This is a genomic window from Streptomyces sp. Ag109_G2-15, assembly GCF_900215565.1.
In the GTDB taxonomy this organism is placed as follows: Bacteria; Actinomycetota; Actinomycetes; order Streptomycetales; family Streptomycetaceae; genus Streptomyces; species Streptomyces diastatochromogenes.
Genome location: NZ_OCNI01000001.1, coordinates 6,640,327 through 6,654,968 on the forward strand (window position 1 = coordinate 6,640,327; position 14,642 = coordinate 6,654,968).

At 73.3% G+C, this 14,642-nt stretch carries 13 protein-coding genes and 1 pseudogene; 5 read left to right on the forward strand and 9 right to left on the reverse strand.

The window, feature by feature from the left end; all coding sequences use genetic code 11:
• The first annotated feature begins 27 nt into the window (after positions 1 to 27).
• Positions 28 to 1,578 (forward strand): DUF6519 domain-containing protein, encoded by a 1,551-nt coding sequence (locus CRP49_RS29860; protein WP_097256137.1) that lies wholly within the window; start codon positions 28 to 30, stop codon positions 1,576 to 1,578.
• Positions 1,578 to 2,474: a peptidoglycan-binding protein gene (locus CRP49_RS29865; RefSeq protein ID WP_097256138.1), complete on the forward strand. Its 897-nt coding sequence runs from the start codon at positions 1,578 to 1,580 to the stop codon at positions 2,472 to 2,474. The genes CRP49_RS29860 and CRP49_RS29865 overlap by 1 nt, the downstream gene beginning before the upstream one ends.
• Before the next feature lie 15 nt (positions 2,475 to 2,489).
• Here the strand turns inward: CRP49_RS29865 and CRP49_RS29870 are convergent, their stop codons facing one another.
• Entirely contained in the window at positions 2,490 to 2,891 is a 402-nt protein-coding gene (locus CRP49_RS29870; RefSeq protein ID WP_097256139.1) for a DUF5997 family protein, read from the reverse strand.
• Positions 2,892 to 2,949: 58 nt separating this feature from the next.
• On the opposite strand from CRP49_RS29870, the gene CRP49_RS29875 reads away from it, so the two are divergent.
• Positions 2,950 to 3,723 carry a LysR family substrate-binding domain-containing protein gene (locus CRP49_RS29875; RefSeq protein ID WP_097256140.1) on the forward strand — a complete coding sequence of 258 codons (774 nt, stop codon included), beginning with the start codon at positions 2,950 to 2,952 and terminating at the stop codon, positions 3,721 to 3,723.
• A 61-nt stretch (positions 3,724 to 3,784) separates the two neighbouring features.
• Here CRP49_RS29875 and CRP49_RS29880 read toward each other — a convergent pair whose 3' ends face one another.
• The 4 genes and pseudogenes from CRP49_RS29880 to CRP49_RS29895 all read right to left on the reverse strand — a co-directional run bounded on the left by CRP49_RS29880 (position 3,785) and on the right by CRP49_RS29895 (position 6,989).
• A complete protein-coding gene (locus CRP49_RS29880; protein WP_097256141.1) occupies positions 3,785 to 5,287 on the reverse strand; it encodes an MFS transporter in 1,503 nt (500 codons plus the stop codon).
• A gap of 66 nt (positions 5,288 to 5,353) precedes the next feature.
• A pseudogene (locus tag CRP49_RS29885) lies at positions 5,354 to 5,725 on the reverse strand (glycosylase); the annotation flags it as partial.
• Positions 5,726 to 5,796: 71 nt separating this feature from the next.
• The gene (locus CRP49_RS29890; protein ID WP_097257609.1) at positions 5,797 to 6,492 is read right to left on the reverse strand and encodes an HAD family phosphatase; all 696 of its coding nucleotides are present in this window, start codon (positions 6,490 to 6,492) and stop codon (positions 5,797 to 5,799) included.
• Positions 6,493 to 6,512: 20 nt separating this feature from the next.
• On the reverse strand, positions 6,513 to 6,989 hold the full coding sequence (locus CRP49_RS29895) for an Lrp/AsnC family transcriptional regulator (protein WP_179851790.1): 477 nt from the start codon (positions 6,987 to 6,989) through the stop codon (positions 6,513 to 6,515).
• A 257-nt stretch (positions 6,990 to 7,246) separates the two neighbouring features.
• Between CRP49_RS29895 and CRP49_RS29900 the strand changes: the two genes are divergently transcribed.
• Together CRP49_RS29900 and CRP49_RS29905 are read left to right on the forward strand one after the other, a co-directional pair.
• A complete protein-coding gene (locus CRP49_RS29900; RefSeq protein WP_097256142.1) occupies positions 7,247 to 8,737 on the forward strand; it encodes an FUSC family protein in 1,491 nt (496 codons plus the stop codon).
• 699 nt (positions 8,738 to 9,436) lie between these two features.
• Entirely contained in the window at positions 9,437 to 10,468 is a 1,032-nt protein-coding gene (locus CRP49_RS29905) for a lactonase family protein (RefSeq protein WP_097256143.1), read from the forward strand.
• A gap of 68 nt (positions 10,469 to 10,536) precedes the next feature.
• Here CRP49_RS29905 and CRP49_RS29910 read toward each other — a convergent pair whose 3' ends face one another.
• The 4 genes from CRP49_RS29910 to CRP49_RS29925 all read right to left on the reverse strand — a co-directional run bounded on the left by CRP49_RS29910 (position 10,537) and on the right by CRP49_RS29925 (position 14,476).
• Positions 10,537 to 11,460, reverse strand: coding sequence for a sirohydrochlorin chelatase (locus CRP49_RS29910; RefSeq protein WP_097256144.1), 924 nt, complete (start codon positions 11,458 to 11,460; stop codon positions 10,537 to 10,539).
• Between the two features lie 142 nt (positions 11,461 to 11,602).
• Positions 11,603 to 12,577 (reverse strand): N-acetylglucosamine kinase, encoded by a 975-nt coding sequence (locus tag CRP49_RS29915; protein WP_097256145.1) that lies wholly within the window; start codon positions 12,575 to 12,577, stop codon positions 11,603 to 11,605.
• The gene (locus tag CRP49_RS29920; RefSeq protein ID WP_097256146.1) at positions 12,574 to 13,251 is read right to left on the reverse strand and encodes a uracil-DNA glycosylase; all 678 of its coding nucleotides are present in this window, start codon (positions 13,249 to 13,251) and stop codon (positions 12,574 to 12,576) included. Before CRP49_RS29920 ends, CRP49_RS29915 begins: the two co-directional genes overlap by 4 nt.
• Positions 13,252 to 13,390: 139 nt before the next feature.
• Positions 13,391 to 14,476 carry an exo-alpha-sialidase gene (locus tag CRP49_RS29925; RefSeq protein WP_179851791.1) on the reverse strand — a complete coding sequence of 362 codons (1,086 nt, stop codon included), beginning with the start codon at positions 14,474 to 14,476 and terminating at the stop codon, positions 13,391 to 13,393.
• Between the last annotated feature and the right edge of the window lie 166 nt (positions 14,477 to 14,642).

Here is a 14,642-nt window from a genome sequence, read left to right on the forward strand (position 1 = left end):
GTTTTCCGAACCAGGGGGACCCCCTTCATGCACGCTGATCTCTCCCGCTCCACCTTCCGCCCGGAGCGGCACTACTCCGCGGTCGTCGCCCAGCAGGGCCGCGTCCAGCTCGACGCGGACCTCAACGAACAGGCCGCCATCCAGCTCCACCAGACCCGCACCCTCGCCGCCGACCTGATCGGCCGGCACGGCGGGCCGAGCGGCTCCGCCGGCTTCTTCATCCAGTACGTGGGCGGCAAGCTCGACATCGACACCCTGCGCATCTCCGGCGGCCGCTACTACGTCGACGGCATCCTGTGCGACGCGGACCGACCGCAGCCGGGCACGCCCGTACCGGACGAGGACGGCGAGGAGCACCCGCCGCCTCAGACGGACGCCTTCTGGGACTACTGGAGCCAGCCCGACGCCTTCCGTGACCCGGAGCGGCTCGGCGACCGGCTGCCCTCACCCGCCCAGTCGCCCTTCGTCGTCTACCTGAGGGTGTGGGAGCGGGCGGTATCGGCGGCCGAGGACCCGGCGCTGCGCGAGGTCGCCCTCGGTGCCGCGCTGCCCGACACCGCCGTCCGCTCCAAGGTCGTCTGGCAGGTGCTGCCGCTGACCCTGTCCGAGCTCGACATCGAGGACTCCGAACCGTCCCGGAAGACCGTCCGCGACGCGTTCGAGAAGTGGGCGAAGGCCCAGGCGGCGCCCTCCGCCCGGCTCGCCGCCCGCAGCGAGCGGCCCGAGCACGCCGACGAGGACCCCTGCCTGGTCCGGCCCGACGCCCGCTACCGGGGCCCGGAGAACCAGCTGTACCGGGTGGAGATCCACGCGGGCGGCGAGGCGAAGGAAGCCACCTTCAAGTGGTCCAGGGAGAACGGCTCCGTCGTCTTTCCGGTCGACGAACTGGACGGCACCTGGGTGCAGTTGGCGACCCTCGGCCTCGACGACAAGCTCGACCTGGACGTCGGCGACCACGTCGAGTTCACCGACACGGCCTACGCCTCCCGCCTCGAACCCCTGCCGCTGCTGCGGGTCGAGGAACTGGACCTGCCCGGCCGCCGCGTCCGCCTCTCCGCCGAGCCGGACCCGCGCGTCGGACGGCTGCCGCACCTGCACCCGTTCCTGCGCCGCTGGGACCACCACGAGGGCCCCCGGCAGAAGGGCCGTACGACGGGGCTGAAGGGCGGCGCCGTCCCCGTCACCGAGGGGGAGTGGCTGCCCCTGGAGGACGGCGTCGAGGTGTACTTCGCCAAGGGCGGCGGCTACCGCACCGGCGACCACTGGCTGATCCCCGCCCGCACGGCCACCGGCAGCGTCGAGTGGCCGGCCGACCAGGCGCGCCGCCCCCTGCTCCAGGCACCGGCCGGGATCGCCCGGCACTTCGCGCCGCTGGCCCTGGTGCAGGGCGAGGGCAGCACCGTCGACCTGCGGTACGCCTTCGGCCCGCTCGGCGCGGACATCCCCGCCGCCGACCAGGCGGCCCTGGACGCCGAGGCCCTGGCCGCGCGCCAGGAGCAGGCCGCCGAGGCCGACCCGTCCGGCGGGCGCTCGCAGACCACAGCGGCGGCGGAGGCCGCCGTGGAAGGAGACGACTGATGGCTCAGCCGATGACCGGCTCGAAGCTGCTGGAGGTCCTGCGCGCCGAGGGCCTGACGGTCCACGAGGTGCGCGACTGGCGCCACCACAACCGCAACACCAAGGGCCCCTGGGGCCCGGTGAACGGCGTGATGATCCACCACACCGTCACCTCGGGCACCGAGAACTCCGTGAACATCTGCTACGACGGCTACTCCGGCCTGCCCGGCCCCCTGTGTCACGGCGTGATCGACAAGCAGGGCCATGTCCACCTCGTCGGCAACGGCCGCGCCAACCACGCCGGACTCGGCGACAGCGACGTCCTGCAGGCGGTGATCAACGAGACCAGGCTGCCGCACGACAACCAGGCGAACGTCGACGGCAACCGGCACTTCTACGGCTTCGAGTGCATCAACCTGGGCGACGGCAAGGACCCCTGGCCCGAGGCGCAGAAGGAGGCCATCGAGAAGGTCTCCGCCGCCATCTGCCGGCACCACGGCTGGTCGGAGCGCTCCGTCATCGGGCACAAGGAGTGGCAGCCGGGCAAGCAGGACCCGCGCGGCTTCACCATGGACGGGATGCGCAAGCGGATAGCCGACCGGCTGGCCGGAAAGGGCGGCGGGAACGACCCGGGGGAGCCGGACCCCAAGCCCGTGCCCAAGCCGAAGTACGCGCCGTTCCCGGGCAGCGGCTTCTTCCACATCGGGCAGAAGTCGCCCGTCATCACGGCCATGGGCCGCCGGCTGGTCGCCGAGGGCTGCGGGCACTACGAGGAGGGGCCGAGCCCCGAGTGGACCGAGGCCGACCGCAGGTCCTACGCCGCCTGGCAGCACAAGCTCGGCTTCAAGGGCAAGGACGCGGACGGCATCCCGGGCAAGGCCAGCTGGGACAGGCTGAAGGTGCCGTCGGACGGCTGAGCCGGCGGAAGGGCGTCAGCGCCGCTCGGCGCCCTTCTCCTGCTTCTCCTTGTGCAGCTTCTTGATCCGCACCGATTCCTTGCGGACCTCCGCCTGGGTGGCTCGCTCCTTCTCCAGCCACTCGGGCTGCTCCTGCTTGAGCGCCTCGATCTGCTCGGTGGTCAGCGCCTCGGTGACCCCGGCGCGCGCCAGACCGGCGATGGACACGCCGAGCTTCGCGGCGACCACCGGACGCGGGTGGGGGCCGTTCTCTCGCAGCACGCGCAGCCACTCGGGCGGATTGGCCTGCAGCTCGTTCAGCTCGGCGCGCGAGACCACACCCTCCTGGAACTCGGCGGGGGTGGCGGGGAGGTACACACCCAGCTTCTTCGCCGCGGTCGCGGGCTTCATCGTCTGGGTGCTCTGCTGCGAACTCATGAGGTCAAGGGTATCGGCCGCGTGCCGGGCGGCCGACCACGGCCGGTAACCTGGCCTGGTGACAGGCTCGGAGGAAACACCGTCGTTCCGGCTCGCGTACGTCCCCGGGGCGACGCCCGCCAAGTGGGTGCGGATCTGGAACGAGCGCCTGCCCGACATCCCGCTCGCCCTCGTCCAGGTGCCCAGCACCGAGGCGGCGGACGTGCTGCGGGCGGGCGAGGCCGACGCGGGGCTCGTACGGCTGCCGGTCGACCGTACGTTCTTCAGCGCGATCCCGCTCTACACCGAGACCACGGTGGTCGTCGTGCCCAAGGACCACCTGATCACGGCGGCGGAGGAGGTGACCCTGGCCGACCTCGCCGAGGAGGTGCTCTTCCACCCCCTGGACGACGTCTTCGACTGGGACAGCCCGCCCGGCGAGCCGGCCTTCGAGCGCCCCGCGACGACACCGGACGCGATCGAGCTGGTGGCTGCGGGGGTGGGCCTCCTGATCGTGCCGCAGTCCCTGGCCCGCCTGTACCACCGCAAGGACGTCACCTACCGCCCGGTCGTCGACGCCCCCCAGTCCAGCATCGCCCTGTCCTGGCCGGAGGAGGCCACCACGGACCTGGTGGAGGACTTCATCGGCATCGTCCGCGGGCGCACGGTGAACAGCACGCGGGGCCGTACGACGGCGCAGGCCGAGGGGGAGCAGAAGCGGGGGGCCGCCCGGCAGAAGCCGACGGCCGCGAAGTCGACGGGCGGCAAGCCCGCGAGCCGTAGCGCACGGGGCCGCGCGGGCTCCGGGGGCGCCAAGCCGGCCAAGAGGGGCAAGCCGCGGCGGAGGTCGTGACCTTTCACGAACCGTGCCGGAGGTCGTGACCCTCGCTGACCGCGCCGGACATCGCCACCGCTCAGGCTCCGCGTCGGACAGGCTCCCCGGCCCCGTCCTCCCCGGAATCCCGCCGGACCGTCTCCCCGGCCCTCTCCGGCTCGGGGTGCACCTGCCGCTCCCGCAGATCCGCCACCGCCAGTACCAGCGCGACCATGATGATCCCCACGGCGGTGAGCAGCCCGAGCTGAATCGCGGTGACGGAGCGCCCGTGGTTGGCCAGGTGCGCGAAGTACACCGCACCGACCACGGCGATCCCGGCGGCCGAGCCGACGCGCTGGCCGGTCTGCAGCACCCCGCCGGCCGCGCCGGCACGGTGTACCGGGACGCGGGTGAGGGTCAGGGTGGTGTTCGGGGAGACCGCCAGGCCGGAGCCGATCCCCCCGATGAGCAGCGGCAGCGCCGAGGCCCAGCCCACGTTCTGCCCGGGCACCAGCTGCACCGCCACGACCACCCCGAGCAGCCCGGCCGCCACCCCGCTCAGACCGATGACGACGAGTTTGCGGCCGTGGCGCACCACCAGCCGGCCGCCGAGGGCCGCGCCGATCGCCGAGGCGGCCGCGAAGGGCAGGACCGAGAGCCCGGCCGTCAGCGCGCTGTATCCGACCGTGTTCTGCAGGAACAGCGTGTAGACGAAGAAGACCGTGGTGAAGCCCGCGAAGTAGATCAGGCTGATCAGCGCGCCGAGCGTGAAGGACCGCAGCGAGAACAGGTTCAGGTCGACCAGGGGCGCCCGCCCGCGCCGTCCCTCGCTCCGCTCCCACGCCCAGAACGCGGCCAGCAGCAGCGCGGCCACCGGCATCAGCGCCCACTTCAGCCGCCCGGTCCACTGCTGCTCCTGCACCAGGGGCAGCATGAGCGCGAGCACGCCCGAGCCGAGGAGCAGCACCCCGAACAGGTCGAACTCCTCCCGCTTGTCCGCCGAGGCGGGGAAACGGGGCAGCAGCCGCAGTCCCGCGGCGAACGCGGCGATCCCGATGGGCAGGTTGACGAAGAACACCCAGCGCCAGCCGTCGTCGGTGCCGACGGCGTTGATCAGCAGACCGCCCGCCAGCGGGCCCACCGCCGTCGAGACCCCGATGACGCTGCCGAGCAGGCCGAAGGCCTTGGCCCGCTCGGCGCCCTGGAACATCTGCTGGATCAGCCCCGAGGTCTGCGGCGCGACCACGCCCGCCGCCGTGCCCTGGATCAGCCGGAACAACACCAGCCAGGAGGCGCTGGGCGCGAGCCCGCACGCCGCCGAGGCCAGCGTGAACACGGCGAGCCCGAACAGAAAGGCCTGGCGCCGCCCGCGCATGTCGCCCAGCCGGCCCGCCGGGACGAGCACGAGCCCGAAGGTGAGGGCGTACCCGGACACCACCCAGGACTGGGCGGCCTCGGAGGCGCCGAGCCCGTGCTCCATCGAGGGCAGTGCCACGTTCACGATCGAGGTGTCGAGCAGCGAGATGAAGCCCGCCGTCAGACAGACCCCGAGCGCCTTCCACCGCCGGTCGTCGGGGGCGGGCCGGGCCTGGACTGTGGTCATGGGGTCACGCTAAGCAGCCACCCCGCCCAACGCACGGAAGGAGCACTTCCGCGCGCGTCGGAGCCGTCAGGCCTGGTACGACGCCTGCTCCGCGGTACGCACCACGGTCGCACCCTCCTCCTGCCCGAGCAGCCCTTGCGCCACCCACGCCGCCACGACGTCCCGCACGCGGGCGACCAGCGCGCCCTTGCGCCGGAAAGGCGCCCCCGCCCAGATCTCGTCGAGGAGCGTGGTGCCATCGGACCGAGCGGGATGCGCGCAGGGTGTAGTGCAAGGGGGAACCGGAGACCGGGACCAGGGAGAGCTGCGGGCCACGAGGTTGACCGGGCCGTAGAACAGGGCCTGCAGGGACGGGTCGTCGAGGGCCTTCTCCACCCGCAGCCGGAACGGCACGCTCACCCGGACCGTGTCGCCGGGCCGCCAGGTCCGCGACTGCGTGAACGCCTCTCGCCCAGGAGATAGGGAATGGGCGGAGGAGAGTCAACGGTACTGACGAGTAAGGCAGTTGCTCAGCCGGAGGTGGCCGAATCCAGCAGCCAGGTGTACGCCGACTGTGCAGTGAACTCCGCCTGACCGCCCCGCAGCAGCAGTGCGGCCGTGGTGAACTCGGGGGAGTCGGCCTGGGCGGCCACGTACGGGACGGCGATGCAGCGCATCCCGGCCGCGTGCGCGGCGGCCGCACCCGGTGCCGCGTCCTCCAGGACCACGCAGTCGGCCGGGTCCGCACCGAGCCGCCGGGCCGCCTCCAGGAAGACGTCGGGGGCGGGCTTGCCGTGGGCCACCTCGTCGGCCGAGACCACGGTGTGCAGGAAGGCGTCCAGACCGGTCCCGGCGAGGATCGCATCGAGGGCCTCGGGGGAGGAGCCGGAGGCCACCGCCATCGGCACGGCCTCGGCCGCCAGCAGCTCCACGAACTTCCGCATCTCGGGATAGGCGCGGGTGTGGGTCCGGGCCAGCTCCAGATAGCGCCGGTTCGTCGCGTCGAGCAGCTCGTCCACCGTGGCGTGCAGGCCGTAGCGCTCCCGCAGGATCACGGCCGTCTCCAGGGTGCTGATCCCGACGTAGTCCTCGTGCTCCGCCCAGGTGAAGCCGGGGACGCCGTGCTCGGCCAGGGTCTGCCGGCTCGCCTCGTAGTAGTTCGGTTCGCTGTCCACCAGCGTTCCGTCGAGATCGAAGATGACCGCAAGGGTGCCGAACTTGCTCATGCGGTCCAGCATGCCAAGCGTCAGGCGCGGGCCGCCCGGCCGACCGACTCCACCAGGGGGAGCAGCCGGTACGGCACGCGCTCGCGCAGGGCCACCTCGGTGCGGGTGCGCACCACGCCCGGCAGGCTGATCAGCTTCTGGATCACGTCCTCAAGATGGGCGTTGTCCCGCCCCACCACCCGGGCCAGCAGATCCCCGCCGCCCGTGATCGAGAACGCCTCGACGATCTCCGGTACGGCGGCCAGTGCGTCCCCGACGTCGTCCAGGTGGCCCTGGGTGACCTCGATGTGTACGAACGCCAGGACCGGGTGGCCGAGGGCGGCGGGGGAGAGCGAGGGGCCCGTACCGGTGATCACGCCGTCCCGTTCCATGCGGTCCAGGCGGGCCTGGAGCGTGCCACGGGCTACGCCGAGGATGCGGGCGTACTCGCGCACGCTGGTACGCGGCTGCTCCAGCAGGAGTCGCAGGATGCGGGTGTCGAGTGCGTCCACGGTCATGATGTACGACTGTACCAATGGCTCAGCAGGCTGCTGTGCGGATGTGCCGCCCGACCTGGTCCGTTGGTATTCAGCCGGACGGTCATGCGCGGCCGACTCTGGTCCAATGGCTCAGTGATTCAGCCGACACTTGAGCCATCGACCCTTGTGATGCTCTCATGGGCATGTCGATGGCGCTGCGGATCCCCGCGGCGCCTTTTGTGTGCCGGTGTTCCAGGTGTTTCCGGTGTTCCAGGTGTTCCAAGGGGAGGGCTTTAGTGCTGAAGAGGGTGTTCGTGGCTCCGGACCCGGGGCGGACGCGGTTGCGTTTCGCCGCGCGGGCCGTCCTCGGCATCGGGCTGGCGGTCGTGGTGTGCGGGCTGGCGGGGCACTCCCTCCCCGGTGCGGTCACCGGCGGTCTGGCCGCGCTGCTCGCCCTGTTCACGGTCACCGACGCCACCGTGCGCGGGCAGGCGGTCACCACCGCGCTGCTGCCCGTCGTCGGCGTGCCGGTGCTCGCGGCGGCCGCCGAACTGCACGACCACCCGGTCGCCCGGGACCTGACCTTCCTCGCCGTCGTCGGCGCGGGCGTGTACGCCCGCCGCTGGGGCCCGCGCGGGCACAGCCTCGGCGTGTTCGCCTTCATGACCTTCTTCGTGGCCCAGTTCCTGCACGCCACGCCCGGACAGCTGCCCGAGCTGTACGCGGCCGTCCTGCTGTCCGTGCTCAGCGCGGCCGCGGTGCGCTTCGGCCTGTGGTGCTACGAGCGCCGGCTGCCCCCGGCCGCCGTACCCGCACCGGCCGTCGGCTCCGGGCTGGCCCGTGTGACCACCCGGCAGGCGGTCCAGGCGGTCGCCGGCGCCGGGTTCGCGCTGGTGGTGGGGCAGCTGGTGTCCGGGCAGCGCTGGTACTGGGCGGTGGGCGCCACCTGGTGGGTCTTCGTCAACACCGCCTCGCGCGGCGAGACGCTGGTCCGCGGCTTCCGGCGGGTCCTCGGCACCGTGATCGGCATCGCCCTCGGCCTGCTCGTCGCCGCCCCCGTGCACGGCGCACCCGTCCCCACCGCGGTCCTCATCGCGGTCGCCGTCTTCGGCATCTTCTACACGGCCGCCGTGTCCTACACCTGGATGATGCTCTGGGTGACCCTGCTCGCGGAGCTGCTCTACGGCCTGCTCGGCGTCCTCAGTCCGGCTCTGCTCACCCTGCGCCTCGCCGAGACCGCCGTCGGCGCCCTGGGCGCGGTGCTCGCCGTGCTCTTCGTGCTGCCCGTCACCACCCACGCCACCACCGACGCCTGGATCCAGCGCGCCCTGCGCTGCGTCCACGTCTGCACCGCCGAGGCCGCCGCGCGCCTCGCGGGCTCGGCCACGGCCGACCCGGCGCCGCGCGTGGCCGAACTGGAGCAGCTGCTCGGCCGGGTCCGGCTCTCGGTCGCCCCGCTGGTGCACCCGCTGAACCCGATGCTCGGCCGCAAGCGCCGCGCCCGCCGTGTCCTCGCCCTCCTGGACGACTGCGCCCGCGAGATCCGTGGCCTGGTCGCCGTCGCCGCCGACCCCGAGGCCTCCCACGACGCCCGCCTGGCCGCCGCCTGCTGGCGCGTGGAGGCCGCGGTCGAGGCACTCACCGCCGGCGGTTCCGACCGAGTCCACCGCCCCGCCGAAACCCCGGCCGAACCCGCCCTGGCCCACCTGCACAGCCTCGAACGCGCCCTCGCCGACCTGGCCGAGCCCCTGAGGGCTCCGTCGGGGTCGCCGTTGGTGGGGGCCTGAGCGCCGCCGTCGTTTGGCTGGGCTGAGCCCGGCCGGGCTCGCCTTTTCGGCTTGGGTGCGTTTTCGTCGTCGTGGGTGAGCCGCTGGCGGGAGCCTGAGCGCCGCCGCCTCGGTGTCGTCGTTCGGCTGGGCCGAGCCGGTCGAGGGGCTCACCGTTGGCAGTTCTGAGCGCCTCCATCGGCTGGCTCAGTGCGGTCTGGCTCGCGTTGGTGAGGGCGGGAGCGCTGCCCGCCTCGACGTCGCCCTTCGGCTGGACCGAGCCCGGTCGTGGTGCTCGCCGCCGGCGGCTCCGAGCGAGTCCACCGGCCGGCCAAGCCCGGCCTGGTCCGCCCTTTCGGCTTGGGGGTGCGTTTTCGTCGACCTGGTCGTGCTCCTGCGGGCCGCGTCGGGGTCGCCGTTGGTGAGGGCGGGAGCGCTGCCCGCCTCGACGTCGCCCTTCGGCTGGACCGAGCCCGGTCGTGGTGCTCGCCGTCGGCGGCTCCGAGCGAGTCCCCCGGTCGGCCCAGCCCGCCTCCGACCCACCTGCATGGCCTGGAACGTGGCCTTGCAGGCCTGGTCGAGCCCCTGTGGGCCCCGTCGGGATCGGTGCTGCCGAGGGCCTGAGCGCCGTCGGCGAAACACCCCCGTCACCCTTTTGGTCTAGACCTAGAGCGATCGACTGCTACCGTCGGCACTGGCTCGGACCGAGAGGGGACAGCGGTGGCAGAGGGCGGCAGGCGGCGCAGGGCGTTCATCGGGTCGTTCACGGCGGCGGGCGGGCCCGGGCTGGTCACGGCTGACGTGCGCCCGGGCGGCGGCGCGCTGACCCTCACCGGCCGCCTCGGCACCCTGCCCGACCCCTCCTACCTGGCCCTCTCGCCGGACGGGACCATGCTCTACGCGGTCAGCGAGACCGCCGAGGGCGCCGTCGCCGCGTTCCGCGTCGGCCGTGACAAGCCGGAGCCCGCCGGGCCGCCCGTGCCGGTCGACGGGAGCGGACCCACGCACCTCAGCGTGTACGCCGGGCACGTCCTGACCGCCAACTACGGCTCCGGCGGCGTCACGGCCGTACCGGTGCGCTCGGACGGCAGCCTGGCCCCCGCGCCCTCGGGAGTGCTCCAGCACACCGGCTCCGGCCCGCACGACCGGCGTCAGCGCGGCCCGCACGCCCATCAGGTGCAGCCGGACCCCAGCGGCCGCTGGGCGGTCAGCGTCGACCTCGGCACGGACTCGGTCCGGGTGTGCACCCTGGACGGCGGCACCCCCGCCCTGCATCGCGAGATCGCGTTGCGCCCCGGTTCGGGCCCCCGCCACCTGGCCTTCCACCCGGACGGCGAGCACGCGTATGTCGTCAACGAACTCACCCCCACCGTCACGGTCTGCCTCTGGGACGCCGACGCCGGCTCCCTGAAGCCGCTCATCGAGGTCCCGGTCCTGCCGGGCGCCCCGGCCGGCGACGCCTACGCCTCGGGCATCGTCGTCTCGCCCGACGGCCGCTTCGTGTGGACCGCGACCCGCGGTGAGGACGTCCTGTCCGTGCTCGCCGTACAGGCGGACGGACTCCGCCTGATCGGCACGGTGCCGTGCGGCGGACACTGGCCGCGCGCGCTGGCCGAGCACGACGGCTTCCTCTACGCGGCCAACGAACGCTCCGGAGACGTGACCTGGTTCGCCATCGACGAGCGGACGGGGCTGCCCCGCTACGACGGCTCCGTCGAGGTCGCCGCGGCCTCCTGCATCGTCTTCGAGTAGCAGTACGACGCAGGGCCCGCTCCAGTCACTGGAGCGGGCCCTGCGTCGTACGGGTGCCGGGTCCGGCGTCAGCGGACCGGTGTGCCCTGCGGCTGCGGCGGGGCGATGCCCAGCGCGGTCGTGTACTTGGCGAGGGCGAGCTTGCCGATCGCCGGGTAGGCGCCGAGCGCCTCCGCCGTGGCGCAGCCCGCCTCCTCGGCGGCCGCCGCCAGCAGCGCCGCGTCGATCTCCGGGCCGATCAGGTACGGCGCGAGGGCCAGCTGCTGCGAGCCGGACGAACGCAGCTGCTCGGCGACGGAGGTGATCGAACCCTCCTGGTCCAGGGCCGCGGCCATCACCGGCACGGCCAGGCGCGCGGCGAGCAGCATGCCGGTGATCCCGGCCGCCTGCACGGCCTCCTCGCCGCCCACGGAGGCCAGGATGATGCCGTCCGCGGCGGTGGCCACGGTGAACAGCCGGGCACGGTCGGCGCGGGCCAGACCGGCCTCGGACAGGCGCACGTGCAGCGCCTCGGCGAGCAGCGGGTGCGGGCCGAGGACATCGGTCAGTTCGGCAGCGACCCGGCTGTCCATCACGGCCTGGCGGACCTGGCGCAGCAGCGCGCTGTCCGGACCGGCCAGCAGCGGGACGACGACCGCGACCGGCCCGTCGGGCTCCTTGACCTCGAGACCGGCGGCGACGGCCTGCTCGTAGCGGGCGGTGCGCTCCTCGGCGGCGTGCGCGAGCACGGCCCGCAGACTCGGGAACTCGGCGTCGTCCCCGTCCAGGTACCCGATCCGGGCATCCAGGCCGGGCAGCTCGGAGCGGGCGATGCTCACGACCTCCTCGGCGAGGCTGCGCGAGACGGCGCTGGGCGCACCGGGCACCGCGAGGACGAGCGCGGGCGCGCCCTCGGGAGCCACCTGCGGTTCCGGTCGGCGGTGCCGTCCGGGCTGGCGGGGTCGCGGCATTCGTACTGGCAGGCCGGACGCGGGTCCAGTGGGGGAGCTCATGGCGCCGCATGTTACTGGCTTCCTGGGCTCCCCTGTTCGGGGAGGGTGCAGGTGAGCGGTTTCCGTCCTGTTTTGTCTGATGAGTTACGTCCCTTAGGCACGTGTTCCGGGCACTTGCCGGACAGATGCGCCACGAAAGGGATCAATCCCCTTTTGTTGGGACCACGTAGAGCATGGACTGTTCACCCGGCAGGGTGAGCCGCCCGGCCGCCAGCTCGGTCGCGATCCGTACGCACCCGTGCAACGGATCGCCCTCGGCCGGCACCTGCCGGGCGTGCGGCAGCCGCGCGGCCAACTCCTGGCGCAGGGGTACGAGCAGCGGGTCCCCCATCTTGAAGAGGCCGCCGGTGAAGGCCACTTCGGGCGCACCGGAGGCCGGGCACACCGCCGCGGCGGACTCGGCCATGTTCCGGGCCGCCGCACGCAGGATGCCGGCGGCGACCGGGTCGTGCGGGGCGCAGGCGGCCACCCCGGGTGCGAAGGAGGCCAGCAGCGCGGGGCGGTCGGTACGCGGGTAGAGCAGGCCGGGCAGTCCCCGCACCGGGCCGAACTGCTTCTCGGCGCACGCCAGCAGCGGGGCGGAGCCGCCGTCCCGGCCGTCGTGGGCGCGCAGCGCCGCCTCCAGACCGGCCCGCCCGATCCACGCCCCGCTGCCGCAGTCGCCCAGCAGATGGCCCCAGCCGTCCGCCCGCCGCCAGCAGGTCAGGTCGGTGCCGATCGCGATCAGGCCGGTGCCCGCGGCGACCACGGCACCCGGACGCGGCCCGAGAGCGCCCACGTAGGCCGTCACGGCGTCGGCGGCCAGCGCCACCTGTCGTACGCCCAGCTCCCGGGCGAGCGCGTCCGGCAGTTCGGCGCGCAGGGCGTCGCCCAGGGATGCGAACCCGGCGGCGCCGACGACGGCCGTGCCCAGTTCGCCCACTCCGGCCTCGGCCGTCAACGCGCGGGCGAGGGGTACGAGTTGCGCCATCAGGTGGGCGGGATCGATCCCCCGCGCACCGGTACGGACCGGCTCGCCCGACTCCCTCTGTGCCGAGGGGGCCTGTCCCGGAACCCCGACGGCGACCCGGAGACCGGAGCCCCCGGAGTCCACCGCCAGGTAACCGGGGTCGGTCACGGCAGACGCCAGTCCACCGGCTGTCCGCCCTGCTGGATCAGCAGGTCGTTGGCCCGGCTGAACGGACGCGAGCCGAAGAAGCCGCGGTCGGCCGACATGGGCGAGGGATGCGCGGACTCCACGGCCGGAAGACTGCCCAGCAGCGGACGCAGGTTACGGGCGTCACGTCCCCACAGGACGGACACCAGCGGCTTGCCGCGCCCGGCCAGCGCCCGGATCGCCTGCTCGGTGACCTCCTCCCAGCCCTTGCCGCGGTGGGCGGCCGGGCTGCGCGGTGCCGTGGTGAGCGCCCGGTTGAGCAGCAGCACGCCCTGCTGCGTCCACGGGGTGAGGTCGCCGGTGGACGGCTGGGGCAGCCCCAGGTCGGCGTTCAGCTCGCGGAAGATGTTGATCAGGCTCGGCGGCAGCGGACGTACCTCGGGTGCGACCGAGAACGACAGGCCGACCGCGTGCCCCGGGGTCGGGTACGGGTCCTGACCGACGATCAGGACGCGTACCTCGTCGAAGGGCTGCTGGAAGGCGCGCAGGACGTTCGGCCCGGCCGGGAGATAGGTGCGTCCCGCGGCGATCTCCGTGCGCAGGAAGTCGCCCATCGCGGCGATCCGTCCGGCCACGGGTTCCAGGGCCTTCGCCCAGCCCGGTTCGACGATTTCATGCAAGGGTCGTGGTGCCACGGGCGTCACCCTACTGCCGTACACCGGTCGGCGATCAAGCCGCGACCGGAGGCCGACCGAGGATGACCGGACCGTCGACTCGGATGACCGATGCCGCCCTCACCTCCCTTCCCGTGGGCCTCCGTGCCAGGCCTTCGCATCAGTCGATCACCGCGGCCCGCACACACAGCACGTCCGGCAGATGGGAGGCCAGCTGCCGCCAGCTGTCGCCGTCGTCGGCCGAGGCGAACACCTCGCCGTTGCGGTTGCCGAAGTAGACCCCGGCCGGGTCCGCGTCGTCCGTGCAGAGCGCGTCGCGCAGCACGGTGCCGTAGTGGTCCTCCGCCGGCAGCCCCTTCGACAGCGGCTCCCAGCTCTTGCCCGCGTCGGCCGTGCGGAAGACCCGGCAGCGGTGGTCGGCGGGCACCCGGTCGGCGTCGGCGTTGATCGGGAAGACGTACGCGGTGTCGCCGCGGTGCGGATGGGCGGCCACCGCGAAGCCGAACGTCGACGGCAGGCCCGCGCCGATGTCGGTCCACTGCGCGCCCGCGTCGTCGCTGCGGTACACGCCCCAGTGGTTCTGCAGATACAGCCGGTCCGGGCCGACCGCGTCCTTGGCGATCTTGTGCACGCACTGGCCGAACTCCGGGTTCGGATCCGGCAGGAACACCGCGGAGACACCGGAGTTGGAGGGCGCCCAGCTCGCCCCGCCGTCCGTGGTCCGGAACACCCCGGCGGTGGAGACGGCGACGGTCACCGCCCGCGGGTCGCGCGCGTCGGTGAGCACCGTGTGCAGGCCCTCACCGCCGCCGCCCGGCACCCACTGGGAGCGGGTCGGGTGCTCCCACAGGGGACGAACCAGCTCGAAGCTCTCCCCGCGGTCCTCGGAGCGGTACAACGCGGCCGGTTCCGTGCCCGCGTACACCACGTCCTCCTCGGCGGTGGCCGGGTGCAGCTGCCAGACCCGCTCCAGCGAAGCCCCGGTGTCCTTGGGGAACTTGACTGCGGGCCGGGCCGGTTCGGTCCAGGTGCGGCCGAGGTCGTCGGAGTGGAACACCGACGGGCCCCAGTGCGCGCTGTCGCCGCCCGCGAGCAGCCGCGGGGTGCCGCCGCGGGTGTCGATGGCGACCGAGTAGACGGCCTGGGCGTTGAAGTAGGGACTGTCGTCGAACTCCCAGGCGCCACCGCGCCGCCGCCCGATGAAGAGGCCTTTGCGGGTGCCCACGGCGAGCAGGACCTCGGTCATGCCGATCACCTCCAGGACGTCTTTGTCCAGGTAGTCGTCAGATACCGGCCAGTCTGCACCCCGCCACTGACAGTCGGCCCCGGCGGCAGCGTCGTCGCAGGTCAAGGCGGTGCCGTCGGCCTGTCGTAGAGATCGGCAAGGTGCGTTGCGGCATGCGCCTGCGCGA

Coding starts and splice junctions, on each gene's coding strand:
- CRP49_RS29860 (WP_097256137.1), top strand. CDS start 28: ATGCACGCTGATCTCTCCCGCTCCACCTTCCGCCCGGAGCGGCACTAC.
- CRP49_RS29865 (WP_097256138.1), top strand. CDS start 1,578: ATGGCTCAGCCGATGACCGGCTCGAAGCTGCTGGAGGTCCTGCGCGCC.
- CRP49_RS29870 (WP_097256139.1), bottom strand. CDS start 2,891: ATGAGTTCGCAGCAGAGCACCCAGACGATGAAGCCCGCGACCGCGGCG.
- CRP49_RS29880 (WP_097256141.1), bottom strand. CDS start 5,287: ATGACCACAGTCCAGGCCCGGCCCGCCCCCGACGACCGGCGGTGGAAG.
- CRP49_RS29890 (WP_097257609.1), bottom strand. CDS start 6,492: ATGAGCAAGTTCGGCACCCTTGCGGTCATCTTCGATCTCGACGGAACG.
- CRP49_RS29895 (WP_179851790.1), bottom strand. CDS start 6,989: ATGACCGTGGACGCACTCGACACCCGCATCCTGCGACTCCTGCTGGAG.
- CRP49_RS29910 (WP_097256144.1), bottom strand. CDS start 11,460: ATGAGCTCCCCCACTGGACCCGCGTCCGGCCTGCCAGTACGAATGCCG.
- CRP49_RS29925 (WP_179851791.1), bottom strand. CDS start 14,476: ATGACCGAGGTCCTGCTCGCCGTGGGCACCCGCAAAGGCCTCTTCATC.